At 36.0% G+C, this 19,710-nt stretch carries 20 protein-coding genes; 1 reads left to right on the forward strand and 19 read right to left on the reverse strand.

All coding sequences use genetic code 11. From position 1 onward, the window contains the following. Positions 1 to 509: 509 nt before the first annotated feature. The 11 genes from I592_RS09405 to lacG (I592_RS09455) all read right to left on the reverse strand — a co-directional run bounded on the left by I592_RS09405 (position 510) and on the right by lacG (I592_RS09455) (position 9,277). Positions 510 to 731: a helix-turn-helix domain-containing protein gene (locus I592_RS09405; RefSeq protein ID WP_002333897.1), complete on the reverse strand. Its 222-nt coding sequence runs from the start codon at positions 729 to 731 to the stop codon at positions 510 to 512. Between the two features lie 65 nt (positions 732 to 796). After that, positions 797 to 1,198 carry a sigma-70 family RNA polymerase sigma factor gene (locus tag I592_RS09410; protein ID WP_010780441.1) on the reverse strand — a complete coding sequence of 134 codons (402 nt, stop codon included), beginning with the start codon at positions 1,196 to 1,198 and terminating at the stop codon, positions 797 to 799. 1 nt (position 1,199) lies between these two features. After that, entirely contained in the window at positions 1,200 to 1,673 is a 474-nt protein-coding gene (locus I592_RS09415) for a hypothetical protein (protein ID WP_010780440.1), read from the reverse strand. A 140-nt stretch (positions 1,674 to 1,813) separates the two neighbouring features. Beyond that, positions 1,814 to 2,068, reverse strand: coding sequence for a PfkB family carbohydrate kinase (locus tag I592_RS09420; RefSeq protein WP_002333900.1), 255 nt, complete (start codon positions 2,066 to 2,068; stop codon positions 1,814 to 1,816). 53 nt (positions 2,069 to 2,121) lie between these two features. Further along, positions 2,122 to 2,778, reverse strand: coding sequence for a TasA family protein (locus I592_RS09425; RefSeq protein WP_010780439.1), 657 nt, complete (start codon positions 2,776 to 2,778; stop codon positions 2,122 to 2,124). Next, positions 2,775 to 3,308, reverse strand: coding sequence for a signal peptidase I (locus I592_RS09430; RefSeq protein ID WP_010780438.1), 534 nt, complete (start codon positions 3,306 to 3,308; stop codon positions 2,775 to 2,777). The genes I592_RS09425 and I592_RS09430 overlap by 4 nt, the downstream gene beginning before the upstream one ends. 4 nt (positions 3,309 to 3,312) lie before the next feature. Then, positions 3,313 to 3,651, reverse strand: a complete 339-nt coding sequence (locus I592_RS09435; protein WP_010780437.1) for a hypothetical protein — start codon at positions 3,649 to 3,651, stop codon at positions 3,313 to 3,315. A gap of 14 nt (positions 3,652 to 3,665) precedes the next feature. Continuing rightward, positions 3,666 to 5,639, reverse strand: a complete 1,974-nt coding sequence (locus I592_RS09440; RefSeq protein ID WP_010780436.1) for a glycosyl hydrolase 53 family protein — start codon at positions 5,637 to 5,639, stop codon at positions 3,666 to 3,668. Positions 5,640 to 5,831: 192 nt separating this feature from the next. Continuing rightward, positions 5,832 to 7,514 (reverse strand): PTS lactose transporter subunit IIBC, encoded by a 1,683-nt coding sequence (locus I592_RS09445; RefSeq protein WP_010780435.1) that lies wholly within the window; start codon positions 7,512 to 7,514, stop codon positions 5,832 to 5,834. 10 nt (positions 7,515 to 7,524) lie between these two features. Then, positions 7,525 to 7,848 carry a PTS lactose/cellobiose transporter subunit IIA gene (locus tag I592_RS09450; RefSeq protein ID WP_010780434.1) on the reverse strand — a complete coding sequence of 108 codons (324 nt, stop codon included), beginning with the start codon at positions 7,846 to 7,848 and terminating at the stop codon, positions 7,525 to 7,527. 22 nt (positions 7,849 to 7,870) lie between these two features. Then, entirely contained in the window at positions 7,871 to 9,277 is a 1,407-nt protein-coding gene (gene lacG / locus I592_RS09455; RefSeq protein WP_044926197.1) for a 6-phospho-beta-galactosidase, read from the reverse strand. Positions 9,278 to 9,743: 466 nt separating this feature from the next. Between lacG (I592_RS09455) and I592_RS09460 the strand changes: the two genes are divergently transcribed. Then, on the forward strand, positions 9,744 to 10,751 hold the full coding sequence (locus I592_RS09460; protein ID WP_010780432.1) for a LacI family DNA-binding transcriptional regulator: 1,008 nt from the start codon (positions 9,744 to 9,746) through the stop codon (positions 10,749 to 10,751). 393 nt (positions 10,752 to 11,144) lie between these two features. Here the strand turns inward: I592_RS09460 and I592_RS09465 are convergent, their stop codons facing one another. The 8 genes from I592_RS09465 to I592_RS09500 form a co-directional block, all read right to left on the reverse strand. Continuing rightward, positions 11,145 to 11,771: a bifunctional 4-hydroxy-2-oxoglutarate aldolase/2-dehydro-3-deoxy-phosphogluconate aldolase gene (locus I592_RS09465; protein ID WP_010780431.1), complete on the reverse strand. Its 627-nt coding sequence runs from the start codon at positions 11,769 to 11,771 to the stop codon at positions 11,145 to 11,147. A gap of 4 nt (positions 11,772 to 11,775) precedes the next feature. Next, positions 11,776 to 12,786, reverse strand: a complete 1,011-nt coding sequence (locus I592_RS09470; protein WP_224813458.1) for a 2-dehydro-3-deoxygalactonokinase — start codon at positions 12,784 to 12,786, stop codon at positions 11,776 to 11,778. Continuing rightward, on the reverse strand, positions 12,780 to 13,928 hold the full coding sequence (gene dgoD / locus I592_RS09475; protein WP_010780429.1) for a galactonate dehydratase: 1,149 nt from the start codon (positions 13,926 to 13,928) through the stop codon (positions 12,780 to 12,782). The genes I592_RS09470 and dgoD overlap by 7 nt, the downstream gene beginning before the upstream one ends. 60 nt (positions 13,929 to 13,988) lie before the next feature. Further along, positions 13,989 to 15,731 carry a PTS transporter subunit EIIC gene (locus tag I592_RS09480; protein WP_010780428.1) on the reverse strand — a complete coding sequence of 581 codons (1,743 nt, stop codon included), beginning with the start codon at positions 15,729 to 15,731 and terminating at the stop codon, positions 13,989 to 13,991. A gap of 51 nt (positions 15,732 to 15,782) precedes the next feature. After that, the gene (lacG, locus tag I592_RS09485) at positions 15,783 to 17,195 is read right to left on the reverse strand and encodes a 6-phospho-beta-galactosidase (protein WP_010780427.1); all 1,413 of its coding nucleotides are present in this window, start codon (positions 17,193 to 17,195) and stop codon (positions 15,783 to 15,785) included. 49 nt (positions 17,196 to 17,244) lie between these two features. Continuing rightward, complete coding sequence (locus I592_RS09490) at positions 17,245 to 17,583, reverse strand: PTS sugar transporter subunit IIA (protein ID WP_010780426.1); 339 nt, start codon at positions 17,581 to 17,583, stop codon at positions 17,245 to 17,247. A 23-nt stretch (positions 17,584 to 17,606) separates the two neighbouring features. Next, positions 17,607 to 18,473, reverse strand: coding sequence for a PRD domain-containing protein (locus I592_RS09495; RefSeq protein ID WP_010780425.1), 867 nt, complete (start codon positions 18,471 to 18,473; stop codon positions 17,607 to 17,609). A gap of 326 nt (positions 18,474 to 18,799) precedes the next feature. Beyond that, positions 18,800 to 19,690 (reverse strand): aldose 1-epimerase family protein, encoded by an 891-nt coding sequence (locus I592_RS09500; RefSeq protein ID WP_010780424.1) that lies wholly within the window; start codon positions 19,688 to 19,690, stop codon positions 18,800 to 18,802. Positions 19,691 to 19,710 lie beyond the last annotated feature (20 nt).

Here is a 19,710-nt window from a genome sequence, read left to right on the forward strand (position 1 = left end):
AGTATCATTATCATTCCAAGCGTCATCGCTTCTACGGTAGCGTGCCCGCAGATAATCATAACTTAATTCTCGCTCAGTTTTTTGAACTTCATGGCGTAAGCTTGATTGTCGCTCAACTTGGAATTAAACGTGTCTAACAGATTGTATTCAGTTTTCAAGGAACGATGTAGCTTTCGTATAGTAAATAAACATTTGGTTCAGAAAATGAAACCAACTTCTGATTTTTTCATTTGTTGTAAAATGTGGTAAGGTTGTACGACTACTAATTTTGGGAGGTTTGACTAGAAGGACGATATTGAAAATTATGCTCGTCAATTCAGATATGATATAGAAAAAACGAAAAGGAAAAATTAGTTTGAAAACGGAAGCTCATTCTATTCTCAGCAGACATAGAGAATTTTTGTGACTTTTTCTTAATATGGAGTAAAATGAGTTTGGAAAACTATAAAAAAATAAAGCAAGTTTCTACGAGCTGCTACTCGAAAAAACTTACTCTATTCTATTATGATTTAATTCTTTGGTTGGTTTTTGTAATTGACATCAAACTGTCTCACTGCTTTAACAAATCGTTCAGCAAGCGTTTGATAGCAATCTTCATCAATGAAGCCATAGTAATTTTTGGAAAGCTTAATTAGCATTCCTTGAAACTGTTCGAGCAGTTTTTCCATTGCTTCATTGTCACCATCCTTAGCTTTAGAAATCAAAGGTAATAGATTTACATAGTTTTCCATTCTTTCTCCTCTCTATGCTTATTTTGATTGAGCATAAGGAGGAGATCTATTTTTTGTTAAAGCTTTTATGGAGCCATTTCGAAGTAAGTCTTCAGTTTTTTCATAATCTTTCTGCGCTGTTTTGATACAGCTTGGCTACTAATACCTAGTGTTTTGGCTATTGCAGGGTCTTTTTCTCCTTCAATAAATCTTTTATACACAATGTATTTTTCTCTATCCGTGAGCTTCGCGATAGAGTTGGATAAATCAACATCATTTACATATTCCTCTAAGTTGAAGGCATGATCTTCTGTTAATTGTTCCAAAAGCTGTTCGTTTTGATACTGCGCATTTTCGAGAAGAGTTTTATCATGAACAACAACAATTCCTTTTTTCTTTGAGGAGCGAATATAATTCATCTTTTCATTCAACATCGCTTGATAGATATATTTAATAAAACGGTAATTTATGCCTTTGTCATCAACCATATCACTTTTGCCCTCCGTCATTATATTGCCAATAACCCCTTGAAACTTTTTCAATTTTAAAATCTTTGGATTGGCCCATACGAGGCAAAATGTTACTAACTAAATTTGAATACTTTAGATAAACTCCGTAATCACTAGATAAAATACTGATAATATCCTTATTGTTAACTGGTTCTGTTGAATTTCTAAGTATCTCAATAATGTAGAAAGCTATTCTTTCAAACGGCATTTTTTTCGTTCGGTTAGAAACTATACTGAAAAAATCACTTTCTTTCTCACCCTGACTGTTTTCTACTTTTGAGTTTTCGGCAGTCTGATTTGGTGAGCTAACAGATGGCTTCTTTAGTTCATCCAAACGGTTTTTTAGGTCATAATATTGCCTACTTAATTCTCTTCTTTCAGCAATGATTTCTTTCATCAAGTTATAAATAATTTCTGTTTCTTCACATATGTTCAATTTCATATCTCCTTCCATAGTTTACCTTCATAAATAAGTAAACTTCGTAAAATAGAAATGAAACCAAAATACAAAAAAAAGTGACAATTCATCGAATCGCCACTTTAGAAGACATTAGAAAATTTTGAACAAATTACACAGTATACACCTTTATTTGATTAGCGCTTAATTTCTTTAGTCCCATTTTTCATTAATAGTTGGATTTCTTCAACTGAGAATTGATTGACGTCTCCATGAACTGTATGCTTCATTGCAGTTGCCAAGGTTGCAAAATCAATAATCGTCTGAGGTGACTCGTCTGATAAAAGTCCATGCAATACTCCTGAAGCAAAAGCATCACCGCCACCAACTCGATCTACAATTGATGGAATATCAAAAGCAGGTGATTGATACAACTGTCCATTAATAAACAAGTTTCCTGTTATTTCGTTATGCCGTTAGAAGTATACTCGTTGCTAATAATCGCTCATTTTCCACGATTTAACAATTCGTGCAATTTGTTCATCGCTTCCGAATTTGCAGTAGTTGCTTTACGAGCATTCAATACTTGCGAAGAAGGATCACTATATTCTCTCAGTTCTGACGCATCAATACCAAATTCTGTTTTGATTGCTCCATCTATTACTTGAGTAGCCTTGAGTTTTCCTGAAACTTTCACTTCTGCATTCATGTACTCATTCCCCATATTCTCACCATTAAAGTAAGTGTAACCGGAAACGTTGGCTTTCTCTGCCGGATCTAGCAATACATAAACATTTCCTGAATTATCGTTATACCAATACCCTTCTCCACCGTTAGGTTTCAAACTAAATTGTACTGCTGTTTTATCAGCCTCTTGAAAATTTGACTCCCCCGAAAACTTAATCTGTGAAGTATTTTCAACTTTTACTATAGCTGCAATAGAACCAGTATTCTCTATATTTCCATCTTGTTCAACATCTAGTCCTGGCTCATAATTTATTGGATCTTCTAATTCATCAAAGGTTGCACTGATATTCAAATTTCCCATTGTAACCTTCTGAGTAACACTTTGAGATGCTGTCCACCATGCGTAAGTCGTTCCAACTGTTACTAACAAAACTGCTAAACCTGCTAAAATCAATTTGATATTTTTGTTTTTCATCTTTTCACCTTTCTTATTCCAATGCTTTTTGATTTTTTTTGCGAAGCAAAAAGTAAACGGATAAACTGCTCCAATAAAATTAAATCTAAAAAGGTTAAAACAGAAGCAATTCTCCCTGCTTGAGTCTGGATTATCAACAAAACACGTCCAACTTTTGGCAGAGAGAATAATACTTTTCCCTTAATCGCTTTTGGATCAACTAGATCACTATCTATAGCTGAATTACTATCACCTTTAGTTTCAAATAAATACTCGTTTCCTCTCTTTTTGATATCAGTAATTCGGTGGCTAACTTCATCTTGATTTTTCTCAAAGGTGATTATGTTACCAACCTTGAGATTACTAATTTTTCCCTTCTTTACAATGATCAAACTGTCTTGAGGAAAACTTTGTGCCATACTTCCCGACAGAACTGTTTTTAACTGTAATGGAAAAGATTCTCCACCTAATTGAATCATAGTAAAGAAAGCAATCAAAAAAAGCATTACTCCAATGTAAATTATGGAAAGAAGCTTACTAAAAAGTTTCATATCCTCACTCTTTTTTCTGGTCACTAGAACTTACAGTAGAATCCACTATCATTTCTGAAAAGCTGCTTTCCTCAATACAATGGGGACTTTCCGTACTATGGTTTGCTGAAATTTCCTCAGAAGCAGAACTAGAATAATTCTCTTTTTTATCGGAGCCCTCAGTAGTTGATTGAGAAGCTCCTGCATTTTTGGTTTCTTCTTTTGAAGAATCATTACTACTAGTATACGTCCCTAAAGGGAAAGATACTTCATATACAAGATAACCAGCAGCCTCGCTAATTTGAGAAGTACCAAAAAATAATAAAATCAGCATAGTCACCAAGATATTTTTCATTTTCCCCATTCAGTACACGCTCCTTATTTTGTTACTCTGACAGTGAAACTTTCCGTTTTTCCATTTATGCTTGAAGCAGTCACTTTAACAGTTCCTGCTTTTTTCGCAGTCAACGTGCCGTTACTATCTATCTGTACAATTCCTTCTTTATCGCAAGTATAGGTTATCGTTTTATCTGTCGCCGTTTCTGGAAGTACTTGTGGTGATAGATTGATAGATTTATTTACTTTTAAGATATTTAAGCTATTTACATTGAGTTTAATACTGTCTACTTCTACAATTTCGGGTGCTTCAATTTCAACTAATTTCCAATCATCAGTTGTTCCCCAGGCTCCGGCGTCTGCTTTAACGCTCAATCCGACTTTAACAGTCGTCGGTTCGGTCAACGTAAATTCGACCTTTCCTTCCTTCCATTCTGATAGTCCAGTTAATTGCAATGGATTACTTTTTCCTAAAGTATCTTCTCCGATGTTCACATAGGCGAAAATATCCTCGGAAGCTCCAGTCTCATCCCCTTGCACCGCAAGGGAAAAGCGATATGTTCCTGGCTGCAAGTCAATACTTTGCTCTACCAAATAATCAACCGCCGTCTTATTCCAAAAATGAAGTGCATAGTTACCTGATTTGGGCGTATCGGCCTTTCTTGTGACATAGCTCTGTGAAATCGAATAATCACTTAAATCAGAATTTTCAAAACTTCCATTTTTTAAAAGACTCTCTTCTTTTGGTACCGTGCCTAGACCTTGATCTGCATATTTGAACACTTTCAGAGAGTCTAATGCTTTTCCGTTAAAATCAAACAATGCCTGATTATCCCATTCAGACCCTCCATAATTTGATTCATTCACTGCCGTGTCATAGCCAATTGCTGCTGTTGATGCCCAACCAGAACCAAATTTTTCCCAAATAGGCATATTAACATCACGATCACTTGAACCAACAGGAGTCCAAGCTGGTTCCCAATAGAAGACTCCTAAAGCATTTTCTCCAGCTTTGACGGTAGCATCCATTACGTCCCGTAACGAATCAGCTTGACCTTGGACAGAAGCAGCATAGCCACCAGTGGTAGTCTGAGAAACTGAATTTACAACGTTTTTCTGACCATCACCATCTTCCAATGTATATGCGTAGCTTGTTTCAGCAACCATCGTTTTCTTTCCATAAGTATCTGAAACGGTTTTTAATACATAAGTTAAGTTTTCCAAAGACCCATGCCAGAATGCGTAGTAGCTAGTAGCAAAAACATCATAATCGATATTATTATTTTTCAAGTCTCTCGCATAATTCAAAATAGTGCTTGTCCGATCAGGGTTTGTAAAATGCAAAGCAATCAATATGTTTGGGTCCACTTCACGAATTGCTCTTGAACCCGCTTTGAATAAATCATATCTGCCATTTCCCGACTCACCACATATTCCACTTCCAGTTGTTTCATTGCCAACTTGGACCATTCCAACATCAACACCCGCAGCAATGATTTTTTCCAAGCTATTTTTAGTAAATGCATACAATGCATCCGCTTTTTCAGTTACAGAATATCCATTCCAAGCCTTTGGAACTAATTGTCTACCTGGATCTGCCCAAAAATCAGAATAATGGAAATCAATCAAGACTTTCATCCCGGCAGATGTTGCTCGTTTTCCCATTTCTATCGCTTTATCTACATCGCAATTACCTGCACCATATCCTTGGCCTTCTGCATTATAGGGGTCATTCCAAATACGAATTCGCGCATAGTTTACACCATTTTCACTAAGAATTGTGAATAAATCCTCTTCTTGATTCGATTCATTGTAATACTTAACTCCACTTTGTTCTTGAGCAATTAAGGTTGAAATGTCTGCTCCCTTAATGAAATCCTCCGGCATGTTGTCAACCTTTTCAATATAAAATTCGTCAGAATTTGCGTTGGCCTCCATCGTCTTCCCTAAACCTAAGATTAGTCCACAACTCAATGATGACAATATAGCAACAGATAGTATTTTTTTTAATTTCATTAACTTAACTCCTTCTTTTTTAATTTGAAAACACGATCTACGACATTTCTATTATAGGCACCACCACTTTAATTTTTTTATCCTCAAAAAGAACACCCGAAATTTAAATAGCAAAAAAAGATAGCGCTTACCATTGTGTTTAAGATAAAACGCTAGCTAAGTTGGCTAGCGCTTTATTAATCTAAGCAAGCTCTAAAATTGCTTCAATACAAAATCAACTGCTCCTTTAGGATCACGTGTTAAATTGATATATTCTGCACCTTTAGTTGCAATTACTTTTATCCCTAATTTGTCTGCATCTTTACGGAGATCATCCAAATAGGAATTCACTTGAGGTGCTAGAACGATTAAATCAAAATTTTTCATCATATCATAATGAGAACCATAAGCTCCTGCTTTAGCAGAAAGATTAACACCTGTCTCTTTTGCGCCCTCTTCTAATGCATTAGCCAACATTGCACTCGTTCCGGCACCAGCACAAAGTACTAAAACGCGCTTTCCTTCACCAACCGATGCTTTTGCTTCATCAACTATAACTGCCGCAGTTGCACCAACTTCTTGGATTTCTTCGACCAATTCTTCTTTTACTTCTTCTGCAGCAATGTTTTTTAACTCTTGTTCTACTAATTCAGAATCATAGGCCTTAACAAAAGGTAAATAAATAATCGCATCGACAACAATCAATACTACCGCTAATACAATCGCCAACACACTAAACCCGGTTCCTAAAACCAAGCCAATCGGTGCGGGCGTCGCCCAAGGCAATACGGATATAAAGCTATTCATCCCCAAGACATCGACAAAAAGTTTGAATATCCATACGTTAGCGATTGGTGCTAATAAAAATGGAATTAGAAAGTACGGATTCAAAATAATAGGAGTAGCAAATAGTAACGGTTCATTTACCGCAAACGAAACTGGAATAAATGAAGCTTTACCAACTGCTTTCAATTGTTTTGATTTAGCGAACAACATGAACAGAAAAGGAACAACTAGTGTCGCTCCAGTACCACCCATCGTTCCAACAAAGTTTCCTAGACCAACTGTTAATACTTTTGAGGCTTGTGCACCGTTTTTAAATAATTCAAAGTTAGTTTCTACGTTCGCATAAATAATTGCAGCAATCGCTGGTTCAACAATCGATGGTCCATGAACACCAACAAACCAGAACATTGCCATGGCTCCCCAAATGATTGCAATACCGACATATCCATCAGCAGCACCAAATAATGGCTGCAATAATTGAATTACACCTGCTGCAAATGATGTTCCAAAAAATTGACGAACTCCCGTATCAATCAAAACGGCAATAAATACTGCAATTGAAAAGGGGATAATATCTCTAAACATCTGTGTGATTGTTCCGGGAACTTCTTTTGGCATACGGATCGTCAAATCTCTTTTAACACAGAATTTATACACATTTACAGTAACAAACGCAGAAACGAAAGCTGCTAATAATCCCTTTGTCCCTAAATAATCAGTAGCTATCCCACCATCAATTTGATCAGCTGCCATCATTACAAAACCACAAATTGACGCTAACATAACAGAAACTTCATTAATCTGCTTACCTGAATCAGATAATTGACGGTTCATTGAATTAGCTAAACATCGAGCTGTTGTAGCAGCAACCAAAAGACCAACTAATCCCATTGAATAACCATAAACTTTCCAAAGCCACGTCGAGAATGCCTCTGGTAACGTCACGTTAAATACTTCTGGAACAGCCGCAATCATAATAAAAATACTTGAAAATAGAATAGCTGGCATAGCAGTTAAAAAGCCATCGCGAATTGCCCCTAAATAAATATTACGTGAGATTTTTTCAAAAAACGGTTTTCCCTTCTCAATTTGCTTAATAATCGTATTCATTTTTCTCCTCCTATGCTTTAGCAAATTTTTCTTTGTACAATTCAACAAAATCATTGATAAGTTCTCTTAATAGAATCGTTGTCATTAAATGGTCTTGCCCATGAATAAAAGTTACGCCTACTTCCATTTCGTTCCCTGACGCTTCTTCAGCTAAACATTTCGTTTGTGAGTTATGCGCTAAGGTTAAATTTTCATCAGCATCCGCTAATAATCGTTCAACATTATCAAAATTACCTTTTCTCACTTCCTTCAACACTGTTAATAATGAACTTCTGGCATCTCCTGCATAAGCAACAATTTCAAATCCTAATAATTGCAATTCTTTCCTATCCATTTCCTTGTCCTCCTAACTATTTTTATATTATCGTTTTTGTTTCGCTAACAAATTTATACCAATATGCAGACTCTTTCGGATATCTTTTTTGTGTATCGAAATCTACATAGAATAGTCCATAACGCTTAGTGTATCCATTAACCCAAGAGAAAACATCCATTAATGACCAAATGAAATACCCCTTTACATTAACTCCCATTTTGATAGCATCGGAAATCGCATTAAAATGCTGGCGTAAATAATCGATTCGATCATCATCTAGAATAATCCCATCTTCAAAATTATCCTTATACCCTAGCCCGTTTTCAGTAATGTATATTTTATTATAATTTGGATATTCGTCTTGGATTCGTACAAGTAAATCATATAACCCTTTTGGATAAATGATCCAATCCCAATCAGTTTTCGGAAGATCCTCACGCACGATTCTCTCGCCAATCCCTTTAATGCAATAGACTTGGCTACCTTTTTCTCCGGTAGTGTTGTAGTGAAGTGTGCTTTCTCCTTTGTACTCTTTAACCCAATGGCTACCATAGTTATTGATACCAAGAAAATCATTTCGATTTGCTGCTTTTTTCATCTCTCTAAAATCATTAGAATCAATATCTGCAGATTGCCCATTTGCTGCTAAAATCTCTTTAATATGTGCCATTGTTTCATCTGAGTAATACCCTAAATAAGTAGCATCTAATAAGAACTTAATTGATAACGCATCATCTAATTTCGCAGCATGCTTATCTTCTTCTTTGTCACTTGCTGGATATTTTGTCTCTAGCGAGTGAACAACACCAATTTCCCCTTTATATCCACCATCTTTAAAAATGTTTACTGTCTTTGCGTGCGCATACATCATGTTGTGTAAACAAGTTACAGTCTTCTCTATATCAAATTGAACTTCTGGAGGAAACGATCCGATCAAATATTGATTTGAAGCTACTGGATAAATCTCATTAAATGTACTCCAATAATGAACCTCAGAAAATTCATCGAAACAGAACTGTGCATAGTTTACGAAATGTTCAACATTTTCTCGATTTAAAAAATCTCCATTATCAAATAGTTCTTTAGGGGTATCAAAATGATGAAGAGTTACAAAAGGAATAATACCTTGCTTATTCAATTCAGCAAATACCTTATGATAATATTCAACTCCTGTTTGGTTCACTTCCCCATAGCCTTTTGGAAAAATACGGCTCCATGCAATAGACATCCTAATACTATCAATTTTAAATTTTTTGCATAATTCAGCATCAACTGGATATTGATTATAAAAATCACTAGCTGGATCAGCAGTATAGCGTCCCTTTTCTACAAGGAAAGTATCCCACGCTACTTGCCCTTTTCCACCTTCTTTTGTAGAGCCTTCTGCTTGATAAGCTGCCGTAGCTCCTCCCATAATAAAGTCTTCTGGTAAAGTTTTAAAATTCATTTTAATCTCTCCTTGAAAATTAGTTTGATCAATATGCCAATAATCCATAAATCACCTCAGCATAATTTTAACATGTATAAGTAAATTTTTTTACACAACGAAAAATCGACCTCGAATATCTATTTTATTGCGATATACAAGCACTTATATCCCTTGATGTAAAATAAATATACCATTCAAAAACCACTTTGTAAACGTTTTTCGTAAAATAAATTTATCTTTTTACTAATTTAATTTACACGAAACAAGAAAACGGACTGATTCCCACTAAAAATCAATCCCACCTACTAATCATTCTCCAAGTGGCTATCCATTATCGATTCAATCTTCTCTGTTAATGGATTAGGCTCTCTGCGAATATCAGAGTTTCGTTTCCTGCTAGAAAAAGTAATTTAAGTTACTAAAAGAGCAGTTTCGATTTACTTTAACAAAGAAAAGGATTATTATATCCCTAGGAGGATGAACAATGGTTACTATTAGAGATATTGCAAAAAAATCCGGTTACTCAACGGCTACTATATCAAGACTTTTTAAAGGTGATGAGTCACTCTCTATTACATCTGATACTAAAAACAAAATAATCGTTACAGCCAAATCTTTAGGATATGATCTGACAAAAATTAAGACTACTCTGTACAAGATTGCCATTCTTTTTTGGATCTCAGAGGAACAGTTAAAAGAGGATGTCTACTATCAACATGTCAAAGATGATTTGAAAAAATATAGTAAAAAAGCTAATCTAGATTTGATTTTCATCTCTAAAAACGATGGTGTAAAAAGCATTCCTGACGATATTACTGGATTTATCGCAATAGGACAATTGACAAAAAAGGAATTGTACTACTTAAATCAAAAAGGGTATAAGGGGGTAATCCGAGGAATAAACCCATTACCTGAACACTTCGATACTGTAGAACCTGATTTCCACGAAATGGCCAGACAAGCAATTAACTACTTTATTAATGAAGGTTTCACAAAAATTGGATTTATTGGAGGAAATTTCTTTAACCTAGAAACGGGTAAAGAAGAGATTGATAGCCGTGAATATGCCTTCCGATATCATTTAGAAAAGAGCGGACTACTCAATGAAAAGTATATTTTCTCCCAAGGATCATTTACTGTTGACGAAGGGTATCAATTATCTCTTAAAATGAAAGCTGAGTTAAATGAAGATATGCCCGAAGCATGTTTCATACCATCTGACACTATAGCTGCCGGCGTTCTTCAGGGCTGCCATGAATTGGGTATTAACATCCCTAAAGATATGGCAGTAATAAGTATTAATGATGACGACATCGCAAAATTCGTTGCACCACCACTTACAACTTTTAAGATAGATATCGAAGAGATAGCTAAAACCTGTGTAGATTTATTAAGTGATCAACTGGTATATTCGCGGGACATATCAAAGAAAACATTAATCGGCGCAAAATTGACCGTTAGGAAAAGTTTTATCCCTAAAGAAGAGGTGTAAAATAAGTAATTGAAACTTATCTTTAAAACTATAATTGTGTCCACATAGTAGCCGAGCAATCGGGTTTATGCCTATTATGTTTTCCATAAATAATTTGATGGTGATATTTTGACGTAAATACAATATGATTTTTTCATCGCCAAATTGTGCGCGCTAATTTTTGTTTATCATTCAGAACATTTCCTCCTTTTTATCTAAGTATGAGGTTGGATAAACGCTTCATCTTAGTATCTTGGGGGATTTTTTATCTCGTTGGGAATATATCAAGCATCAGAGCGCGCAAAAAGAACTGGTCGAAAAATCAATCTACCAGTTCAATCTCATTCACTGTGATACTATGTTTTATACAGATAACGCCATATTATAAAACAAGTTGTATTCCGCAAATGGGTTCTATTCAACTCTTAAACTATCTATAAAAGATTCAGCCAACTCCATTAGCCTCTCGTAATTTAGTTGGTGAACAGCACTTTTTTCAAAAAATTTTGAACCAATTCCTACATAAGAGGCTCCATTGTTCAAATAGTTTTGTGCATTAGTCTGATCTACCCCTCCTACAGCCATCAAAGGTAAACTTCCTAAAGGGGCTTGCACTTGATTGAAATATTCCGGTCCAAGACAGTTGGCGGGGAACACCTTAACAATATCAGCACCCATCTCAAACATTTTGAATATCTCTGTGGGCGACATGGCCCCAGGAATTGTTAGAACACCCTTTCTTTTAGCTAGTTTAAAAATTTTGTCATTAAATTTTTGCGGGCCTAACATAAACTCAGCACCCGCTTCTATTGCTTCCTCTGCTTGTTCGACAGTTACGACTGTTCCAACACCAATCGAAATTTTATCCCCAAATCTATTTTTTCCATCATGGATAATTTTTAAGTGGTCACTATTATTTGTTGTAACTTCGACTCCTATAAAATGCTTAAACTCACTTAGAACACGAATAATTAGCATTGCCTCTTCATAAGTATATCCACGCAGGATAGCGGTCGCTTTTGGGTAATTTTCCAATTCCATTAATTTATCCCTCTTTTCTTAACAATCCCCTTTTTTTTCCAGCCAATAATGCACCTCGACCAGCTAAATCGTTAGCTTCAATGATTATGATAGGATGGCTAAAATTATCTAAGTCATTGAGAATGACATGTATCGCCTCTCTAAGCTCCTTTTTGCCAGTCAGTACTACTGTTTCATTGGGTTCTAAAAAATTTTCTAATAGTTGGATATCCGAAGAAAGTACGGCCCCCAACAAATAATTTGCTCGCTGATTCCGCGAAGCATTATGAGTTTGCCCCAATATGCGTACATCAAATACAGCACTGCCAATACCGTTACTCCTAGCAGAATGAAATCCTGATAACAAATATGACTCATCTAATTCATCATAGAAACGATGATGAACATCTGTAGCTATCAACGATTTCTTGGTCAATAATGAAAGTATCTCCCCTGTGGTAGCAGTTTTTGATTTAACAATCCTACCGTTCTTATCCAGTTTGATAAACTTGGTATGTGTTCCAGGCATTACAAAGATATGCTCATCAGAAATCGTCGGTTTCAGCAATGAAAATACTGCCATCGCCTCTGTTTCTTCTCCCCGCATCACATCATATTGAATCGAAGAAAGCCGTGACTTGTCTTGACATTGAGTTTTTACACCAGGAATGAACCAGATAGGCTGCGGGCAAACCTCGGGAAATGAAAATTGCTTCATCGATATTGCTAATTCTTGAATTCCTACTGGTGCATTCAAATGAGGAATCTCAACAAGTCCAAAAGCAGAAGTTATCATTCCTGAAGCGATAATCACTGTTTTCTCCGCCAAAATATTATATTTTTTGAACAATTTTTTGATTGAACACTCCAAAATTTTTTTCACCGTATCATTATTCCCCGCCAATGATGCTTTCTGAACACCTTGTGAATAGACAAAAACTTCCTGTAATTCTTCATCTCGCCACAAGCTAACTCTAGTATTTGTTGTTCCTACATCAATAGTAATAATATCTTTTATCATATATTCATCTACCACTCCGCGATACTTCCGTCTTCATGTCGCCAAACGGGGTTATGCCAATTATGAGGGATTTTTGATTTTTCAATCACCAACTCCTCATCCACGATAACACCCAATCCTGGTAACTGTGGGATTTTTACATAACCGTCTTCATACTCGAAAATTTCTGGATTCTTAATGTAGTCCATCAGATCATTGCCATCATTGTAATGGATTCCAAGACTTTGTTCTTGAATAAATGCATTTTGAACAACAGCATCTAGCTGCAGACACGCAGCTAAAGCGATCGGGCCTAGCGGACAATGGAAGGCTACAGCAACATCATACGCTTCTGCCATGTTTGCGATCTTTTTACACTCAGTAATCCCTCCAGCATGTGATAAATCCGGTTGAATAATATCAACATTGTTGCTCTCTAAAATATTTTTAAAATCCCAGCGGCTAAACATCCGTTCGCCAGTCGCAATTGGGGTCTCCACCAGTTGTGTAATCGCACTTAGTGCTTTATTATTTTCTGACAATACCGGTTCTTCAATGAACAACAGATTAAAGCGTGCTATAGCTTTCGCTAACACTTTTGCCATCGGTTTGTGGATTCGACCATGAAAGTCAACTGCTATACCGAAATACGGACCACAAGCATCCCGGACCGCCTCAATGCGATGCACTACTTCATCGATTTTTTCATAGCTGTCTATAATCTGCATTTCTTCTGTTGCATTCATTTTAATTGCTTTGAATCCTGAATTTTTTCTTTCTAGTGCCGCTGCCCCTACATCGTGAGGACGATCACCTCCTACCCAAGAATACACTTTGATTTTATTTCGGACTGCACCACCCAGTAATTGAAAGACCGGCTGTCCCATTGTTTTCCCTTTGATATCCCAAAGTGCTTGGTCAATACCCGCAATAGCACTCATCAATATGGGACCACCTCGGTAAAAACTGCTGCGGTACATTTTTGACCAACAGCCTTCAATAGCTGATGGATCATCACCTAGCAACTGATCCATAAACTCATGAACTGCTGTTTCGACACTTGCCGCTTTTCCTTCAATAACGGGTTCGCCCCAACCGGCAATACCTTCATCCGTTTCGATTTTTAAGAATAGCCATCTAGGAGGCACCATATACGTTTTATATCCCGTAATCTTCATTTGAACTCCTTCTATCTTTTGAAATTTTCGTAATCTGACAATTGATCGATAATGATTCCATTATGAAAGATACGACGCTAGCTCGTCCTTCAATTTTGAATCTGTTAATTTTTCCGTAATGAATTTAATAGCCCCTGCAGGTTCCCTCGTCAATTCAATATATTCAAAACCTTTTGTCGGAATCAATAAAATGCCATGTTTATCTGTGTCTTGTTTTATATCTTTGTAGAAAGACTTAATTTGAGGGGCTAAAACAACCACATCGTAATTCGGCAATAATGAATAGTGATTCCCATAAGCTGCAGCTTTTGAAACTAAATTGAATTTCGTTTCCTCCGCTCCAATTTTCAACGCATTAGCTAGTTGTTCACTGGTCCCTCCTCCTGCACATAAAACTAATACTTTTAAAGAATTTTCCCTATCTGAAAGTTTGTTGATTTGTAGGCTAATCTCTGGGTCAGGATCAGCTGATTTCATTTCCTCAATAGGTTTCTCTGCTACTATCCCACCAGAAATAGCCTCACCTTCAGTACGTGCTGCTTCTTGTTTTAGCAATACTTTGTCATAAGCTTTCAAAAATGGCATATAGATGAAAGCATCCAATGTTAGCAACAACACGATCAATACGATTGATATCAGCTGGAAATTAGTATCTAAGAAAATTCCGATTGGCGCAGGTGTTGCCCAAGGAAGTACGTAGATAAATCCATTCATCATCAAATTGTCCACAAAAAATTTACAGATCCATACATTTACGATTGGCGCCACCACAAATGGTATTAGCATATATGGATTTAAAATCATTGGTGCTCCAAATAATAGTGGTTCATTCACTGCAAAAATACAAGGAATAACCGAAGTTTTACCAATCGTTCTCAGCTGTTTTGATTTCATAAAAAAAATTAACAAAAATGGTACGATAAACGTTGCTCCAGTTCCTCCCATCGCTCCTACGAAATTACTGAAATTTTCAGTCAGGGCGTGACTAGGTTTATCCCCCGCAATAAACTGAGCCATGTTATCTGCTGTATTTGAAAGTAATACCGCTTGGATTGCTGGTTTGACAACAGATGGTCCATGAACTCCGACAAACCAAAACATTGACATCAAGAACCAGATAACCGTAATCCCTAGATAAGATTCTGCACCAATATACAATGGTTCGAACAACTTAATCAAAATATCTGCGAAAGGTACGCTTAGAAAATTCCGAGCAAGAATATCGATTACTGCACAAGCTAATACGGAAAAAGAAAACGGAAAAATATCGCGAAAGTTCTGCGCAATCGCTCCTGGAACTTCTTTTGGCATATGGATTGTGATATCTCTTGAAATACAGAAGCGATACACATTGGAAATGATGAACGCTGAAACAAATGCTGATAATAAGCCTTTTGTCCCCATATTTCCTACCGTGAAATTACCATTTTTAGTTGTAGATACCGCTAACAATAAAAAACCACACATCGCTGCAATCATAACAGACGTCCCGTTAATGACTCTGCCTTCAGGCATTTTACGATTCATGTAATCAGTCAAACATTTAGCAGTTGTTCCAGCCACCATCATTCCAACAACACCCATCGTATAGTTGTAGATTTTCATCAAACCAACAGTAAAAAATTCTGGCAATTCTACCCCAAATACTTTAGGAAGTGTCGCGACAAGTAAGAAAACACTTGAAAATAAAATAATTGGCATAACTGCTAGGAATCCATCCTTAACAGATTGCAGATACATATTTCGAGAAACTTTCTCAAAAAACGCTTGATGCTTTTCAATACGTGAAATAATTGCATTCATATATTTCATCTCCTTTTCAATTTGATATGTGCTACTCAGCACTGATTTTTTTTACGATCTTGTATCAGATAATTTTTTGAACCAAAACGCACTTTTCTTTAAATAGCGTTTTTGAGTATCAAAATCTATATACACTAAACCATAGCGCTTGTTATAACCATTAGCCCAAGAGAATTGGTCTTGCAAAGACCAAACAAAATATCCTTCCACATCTACTCCGTCAGCCCGCGCTTGCAAGATTGCCGCAACGTGTTGATCAATGAAATCAATTCTTTCGTCATCACATACAGTGCCATCTGTTTTTAAAACATCTTTATAGCCCAAACCATTTTCAGTCACATAAATTGTCGGACAATTCGGATAGCTGTCAGATACGTCCTTCAGAATATCGTACATTCCTTGAGGGAAAATATTCCAATCCCAATCAGTTGTCGGTATACCTGGCTTTTTGACAATCTGCCCCATCCCTTTAAATCGAAGCGCAGAAGACGTCCCTTTTTCTCCTGTACCATTGAAGGTATTTCCGCTTTCTCCTTCATAGCTTTTGACAAAATCATTTTGATAATAATTCAAACCAAAATAATCATTTTGGATAGCAGCTCTCGCTAATATATCCAAATCTCCTGGTAAAATTTCAAGTTCGGCATCATTTAACGATAGTATCTCATTGATAGCCTCCATCGTATCTTCCGAATAGTAACCGAGAAATGAACCGTCTAATAAAAAGCGATTTCGGAAAGCATCTGTTAATTTTGCAGCATGTTTATCCTCTTCAGAGTCTGTTAACGGATAAACCGGATGTAGAGAGTGTATCAAGCCAATCTTCCCAGGTATCCCCAGCTCCTTGAAACGGTTGACTGCCTTCGCATGAGCTAACAACTCATTATGTTGTGCTTGAATAGCACTGGTCACATCAAAGTGATGACACGGTGGAAAAATTCCAGTGATATATTGCCCCATTGCCAATGCAAACAGTTCATTAATCGTAAACCAATTTTCAACTTCTGAGAATTCTTTAAAACAATACTCAGCATAGTATACGAAAGCCTCAATATTCTCACGATTTAACCAATCTCCTTTATCGAAAATTGCTTTAGGAGAATCAAAATGGTGCAGTGTAACGTAAGGTTCAATACTATTCTCATGACATGCGGCAAATACTCGGTGGTAATAATCGACTCCTAACGGATTCGGTTCACCTGTACCGTCAGGAAAGATACGCGACCAAGCAATAGAGATTCGCAGCGCATCCAAACCACTTTCTTTAGCTAGTTTCACGTCCTCCTCATAACGATGATAGAAATCACAAGCTGGATCTGGCAAAAATCTGCCTTGCTCAATTAAATAATCATCCCACATTGTTTTTCCTTTTCCCTCAATAGAGGTTGCACCTTCAACTTGAAAAGCAGCTGTTGCGGCTCCCCAAACAAATCCTTTCGGTAATTCTTTAACACGATTCAACATTTTTAAGTAACTCCTTCTTATTCAACTATTATAGTTTTACAATATTTTTCTATTTAAGTTTTTCTTCAAGCTGTGTAATTCTTTCATAGCTATTGATAAAATACTCGGCTTGATCTTTGAAGAGCATTGTAGTCATTAATGTATCTTGTGCGTGTATCATAATAAAAGATACTTCTAAATCTGAGCCACCAGCTTCTTCACTTAACAATTTTGTTTGCTCTTTATGGGCCGCCACGATGGATTCGTTTGCTTCTTCAATTAATGTTCGGGCTTGAGTAAAATCACCTCCCTTTGCACAATCCATAGCTTCCAATAAAGTTGATCTAGCATCCCCAGCATGAGCCACAATAGCAAATCCAATCATTGATACTTCTTCTCTTGTTGTCATATTTTAGTTCCTCCCAAGTTATACTAAATTTTGTTATTCAACGGCATCTCTGAGATAATTCGCTGAATATGGATAATGAAATAAAAGTGTTCATCGATTCCAACATCTCGATTCAATTTCTCTTTAACCTCATTGAAGATTTCTGTCGCAATCTCAAAGGACTCAGGATAATTTCTTCTTACATCTGCAACAATCTGTGAACTAATCATAGCTTGAGTTCCCTTGCTCTCCAGAATTCTTTCAATTAGATATTGTAGGTGAATCATCAAGCGATCATAATAATCTTCGCTAGAATTTTTTCGGCAGATACCATGGTTTGTAAGAACCGTTTTTACGATATCTACCAAAGCTTTCGCATCTCCTTGTTTGTTCAACTCCCTCTCTTCTTCTACTTCACCACCAGCGTTAATGAAATGCAGCGCTAAATTTTTTATTTCTGATTTCGGAAGGCTGATCTCAAGACTTCTATTCACGATATTCAGTGCCTTTTCTGCTACTTTATACTCAGTTGGATACTCCTTGGAAAAATCTGGCAACATACTTTCCTGATACTTACCATCCTTATATCGGCGATAAACTCCATAGATATGATCACTTATGGTAATGTATATATAATCCAATACTTTGATTCCATAATCTTCACGTACCATTTGAATAATTTCATAAGTAGCAGTAACCACATCAATAGGAATATCTTTCAATAAAAAATATAAATTTTTAATTGATGTTTCCGAATCTAGAGTAAATAACTTTTCTATTTGTTTCACATCTACAAAATCCCCTTTTTTTTTCTCAAAAGCGATCCCTTTTCCCTTTGCAACTGCTTGTGACTGTTCATCAATTTGAATTAAAGCGGCATTATTATTGAAAATTTGCTTGATCACAAACATATTCTTTCCCCCTTTTGAAGACACAAAAAGACCACAAATCAAAGCGCCCGAAAGCATTTTGATTTGTGGTCATGCCTAATCGAATTAGTTACATTCCACAACAAACAAAAGTTATCTCTTATGTGTCATTTCTATCACAGTATAACATCATCAATCTTAAATGTAAACGCTTTTCGTCCCTCTTTTTCAAAATTTTTTCCTATCAAAAATGTGACTTGCTCCCCTGATGTATTCGTGAATCGACTATCTGTTCGTAACATTCTTTACTATTTTTGCCAAAAAAGATATGACATCAATAAACACTAGAATCTATCCTTCACTTAGATTTACTTAAAAGTCATTTTGAAATTAGTCTGAAATTGTTCATGTGGCCTCAAAATGTTTATCCCTGCTTTTTCATCTAAAACGCCATTTGAGTCTATGGTATCGGCAATACCACACCACGGTTCTATACAAACAAAAGAAGCTTCTTGAGGGTAAGTGGACCAAACACCTAAATAGGGTACACTATCATAGTCAAGAATAATTGTCTTGTCAGTTTTATCTGATTTTAACGCTATGCGAGTTCTACCCAATGTTTCCCAAATCAATACTCCTTCTGAGAATAACTCCCTTTTTAAATCATAGACATTCTTTGAAACTAGTTCAGCGTTATTCATCTGTAGTAATACATCTTCAGAAACTGGAATATATTTACGGGTTCTCTTTGGAGATATTTCAAAATAATAATCTTCAAACGAAGTTCTATCATCTAAAGGAAGATTAAAGCCAGGATGAGCCCCAATACTGAAAGGCATCACTTTCTTTTCAGAAATATTTTTGACAAGATAATTTACAAGCACACTATTATTCATTAACTTATATTCAATCGTCAATTCAAAATTGAAAGGGTAGATTTTTAGAGTTTCATCATCATCAGTCAATGTAAATGATATGGTATTAGGTTCGTTTTTACTAATTGAAAATTCACGGTCTCTTGCAAAGCCATGTTGATTCATGTTATAACTTTTTTCTTCAAAATTATAACAATCCTCCTTCAACTTACCAACAATCGGGAATAAAATTGGCGAATGACGTCCCCAAAAAACAACATCAGCTTGCCAAAGATACTCAGTTCCATCGACTTTTGATTTAATACTTCTTAATTCTGCTCCTTTATTAGCTATCTTTACTTTTAGTTCATGGTTTTCCAATACGTAATAGCTCAAATATATCACTCTCTTCTCTTTTAAAAATA

The organism is Enterococcus gilvus ATCC BAA-350 (assembly GCF_000407545.1).
Lineage (GTDB): Bacteria > Bacillota > Bacilli > Lactobacillales > Enterococcaceae > Enterococcus_A > Enterococcus_A gilvus.

What these genes read in the sequence shown, in the direction of transcription:
- I592_RS09405 (WP_002333897.1), bottom strand. Translation starts at nt 731, where the DNA reads ATGGAAAACTATGTAAATCTATTACCTTTGATTTCTAAAGCTAAGGAT.
- I592_RS09410 (WP_010780441.1), bottom strand. Translation starts at nt 1,198, where the DNA reads ATGGTTGATGACAAAGGCATAAATTACCGTTTTATTAAATATATCTAT.
- I592_RS09415 (WP_010780440.1), bottom strand. Translation starts at nt 1,673, where the DNA reads ATGGAAGGAGATATGAAATTGAACATATGTGAAGAAACAGAAATTATT.
- I592_RS09425 (WP_010780439.1), bottom strand. Translation starts at nt 2,778, where the DNA reads ATGAAAAACAAAAATATCAAATTGATTTTAGCAGGTTTAGCAGTTTTG.
- I592_RS09430 (WP_010780438.1), bottom strand. Translation starts at nt 3,308, where the DNA reads ATGAAACTTTTTAGTAAGCTTCTTTCCATAATTTACATTGGAGTAATG.
- I592_RS09435 (WP_010780437.1), bottom strand. Translation starts at nt 3,651, where the DNA reads ATGGGGAAAATGAAAAATATCTTGGTGACTATGCTGATTTTATTATTT.
- I592_RS09440 (WP_010780436.1), bottom strand. Translation starts at nt 5,639, where the DNA reads ATGAAATTAAAAAAAATACTATCTGTTGCTATATTGTCATCATTGAGT.
- I592_RS09445 (WP_010780435.1), bottom strand. Translation starts at nt 7,514, where the DNA reads ATGAATACGATTATTAAGCAAATTGAGAAGGGAAAACCGTTTTTTGAA.
- I592_RS09450 (WP_010780434.1), bottom strand. Translation starts at nt 7,848, where the DNA reads ATGGATAGGAAAGAATTGCAATTATTAGGATTTGAAATTGTTGCTTAT.
- lacG (WP_044926197.1), bottom strand. Translation starts at nt 9,277, where the DNA reads ATGAATTTTAAAACTTTACCAGAAGACTTTATTATGGGAGGAGCTACG.
- I592_RS09460 (WP_010780432.1), top strand. Translation starts at nt 9,744, where the DNA reads ATGGTTACTATTAGAGATATTGCAAAAAAATCCGGTTACTCAACGGCT.
- I592_RS09465 (WP_010780431.1), bottom strand. Translation starts at nt 11,771, where the DNA reads ATGGAATTGGAAAATTACCCAAAAGCGACCGCTATCCTGCGTGGATAT.
- dgoD (WP_010780429.1), bottom strand. Translation starts at nt 13,928, where the DNA reads ATGAAGATTACGGGATATAAAACGTATATGGTGCCTCCTAGATGGCTA.
- I592_RS09480 (WP_010780428.1), bottom strand. Translation starts at nt 15,731, where the DNA reads ATGAATGCAATTATTTCACGTATTGAAAAGCATCAAGCGTTTTTTGAG.
- lacG (WP_010780427.1), bottom strand. Translation starts at nt 17,195, where the DNA reads ATGTTGAATCGTGTTAAAGAATTACCGAAAGGATTTGTTTGGGGAGCC.
- I592_RS09490 (WP_010780426.1), bottom strand. Translation starts at nt 17,583, where the DNA reads ATGACAACAAGAGAAGAAGTATCAATGATTGGATTTGCTATTGTGGCT.
- I592_RS09495 (WP_010780425.1), bottom strand. Translation starts at nt 18,473, where the DNA reads ATGTTTGTGATCAAGCAAATTTTCAATAATAATGCCGCTTTAATTCAA.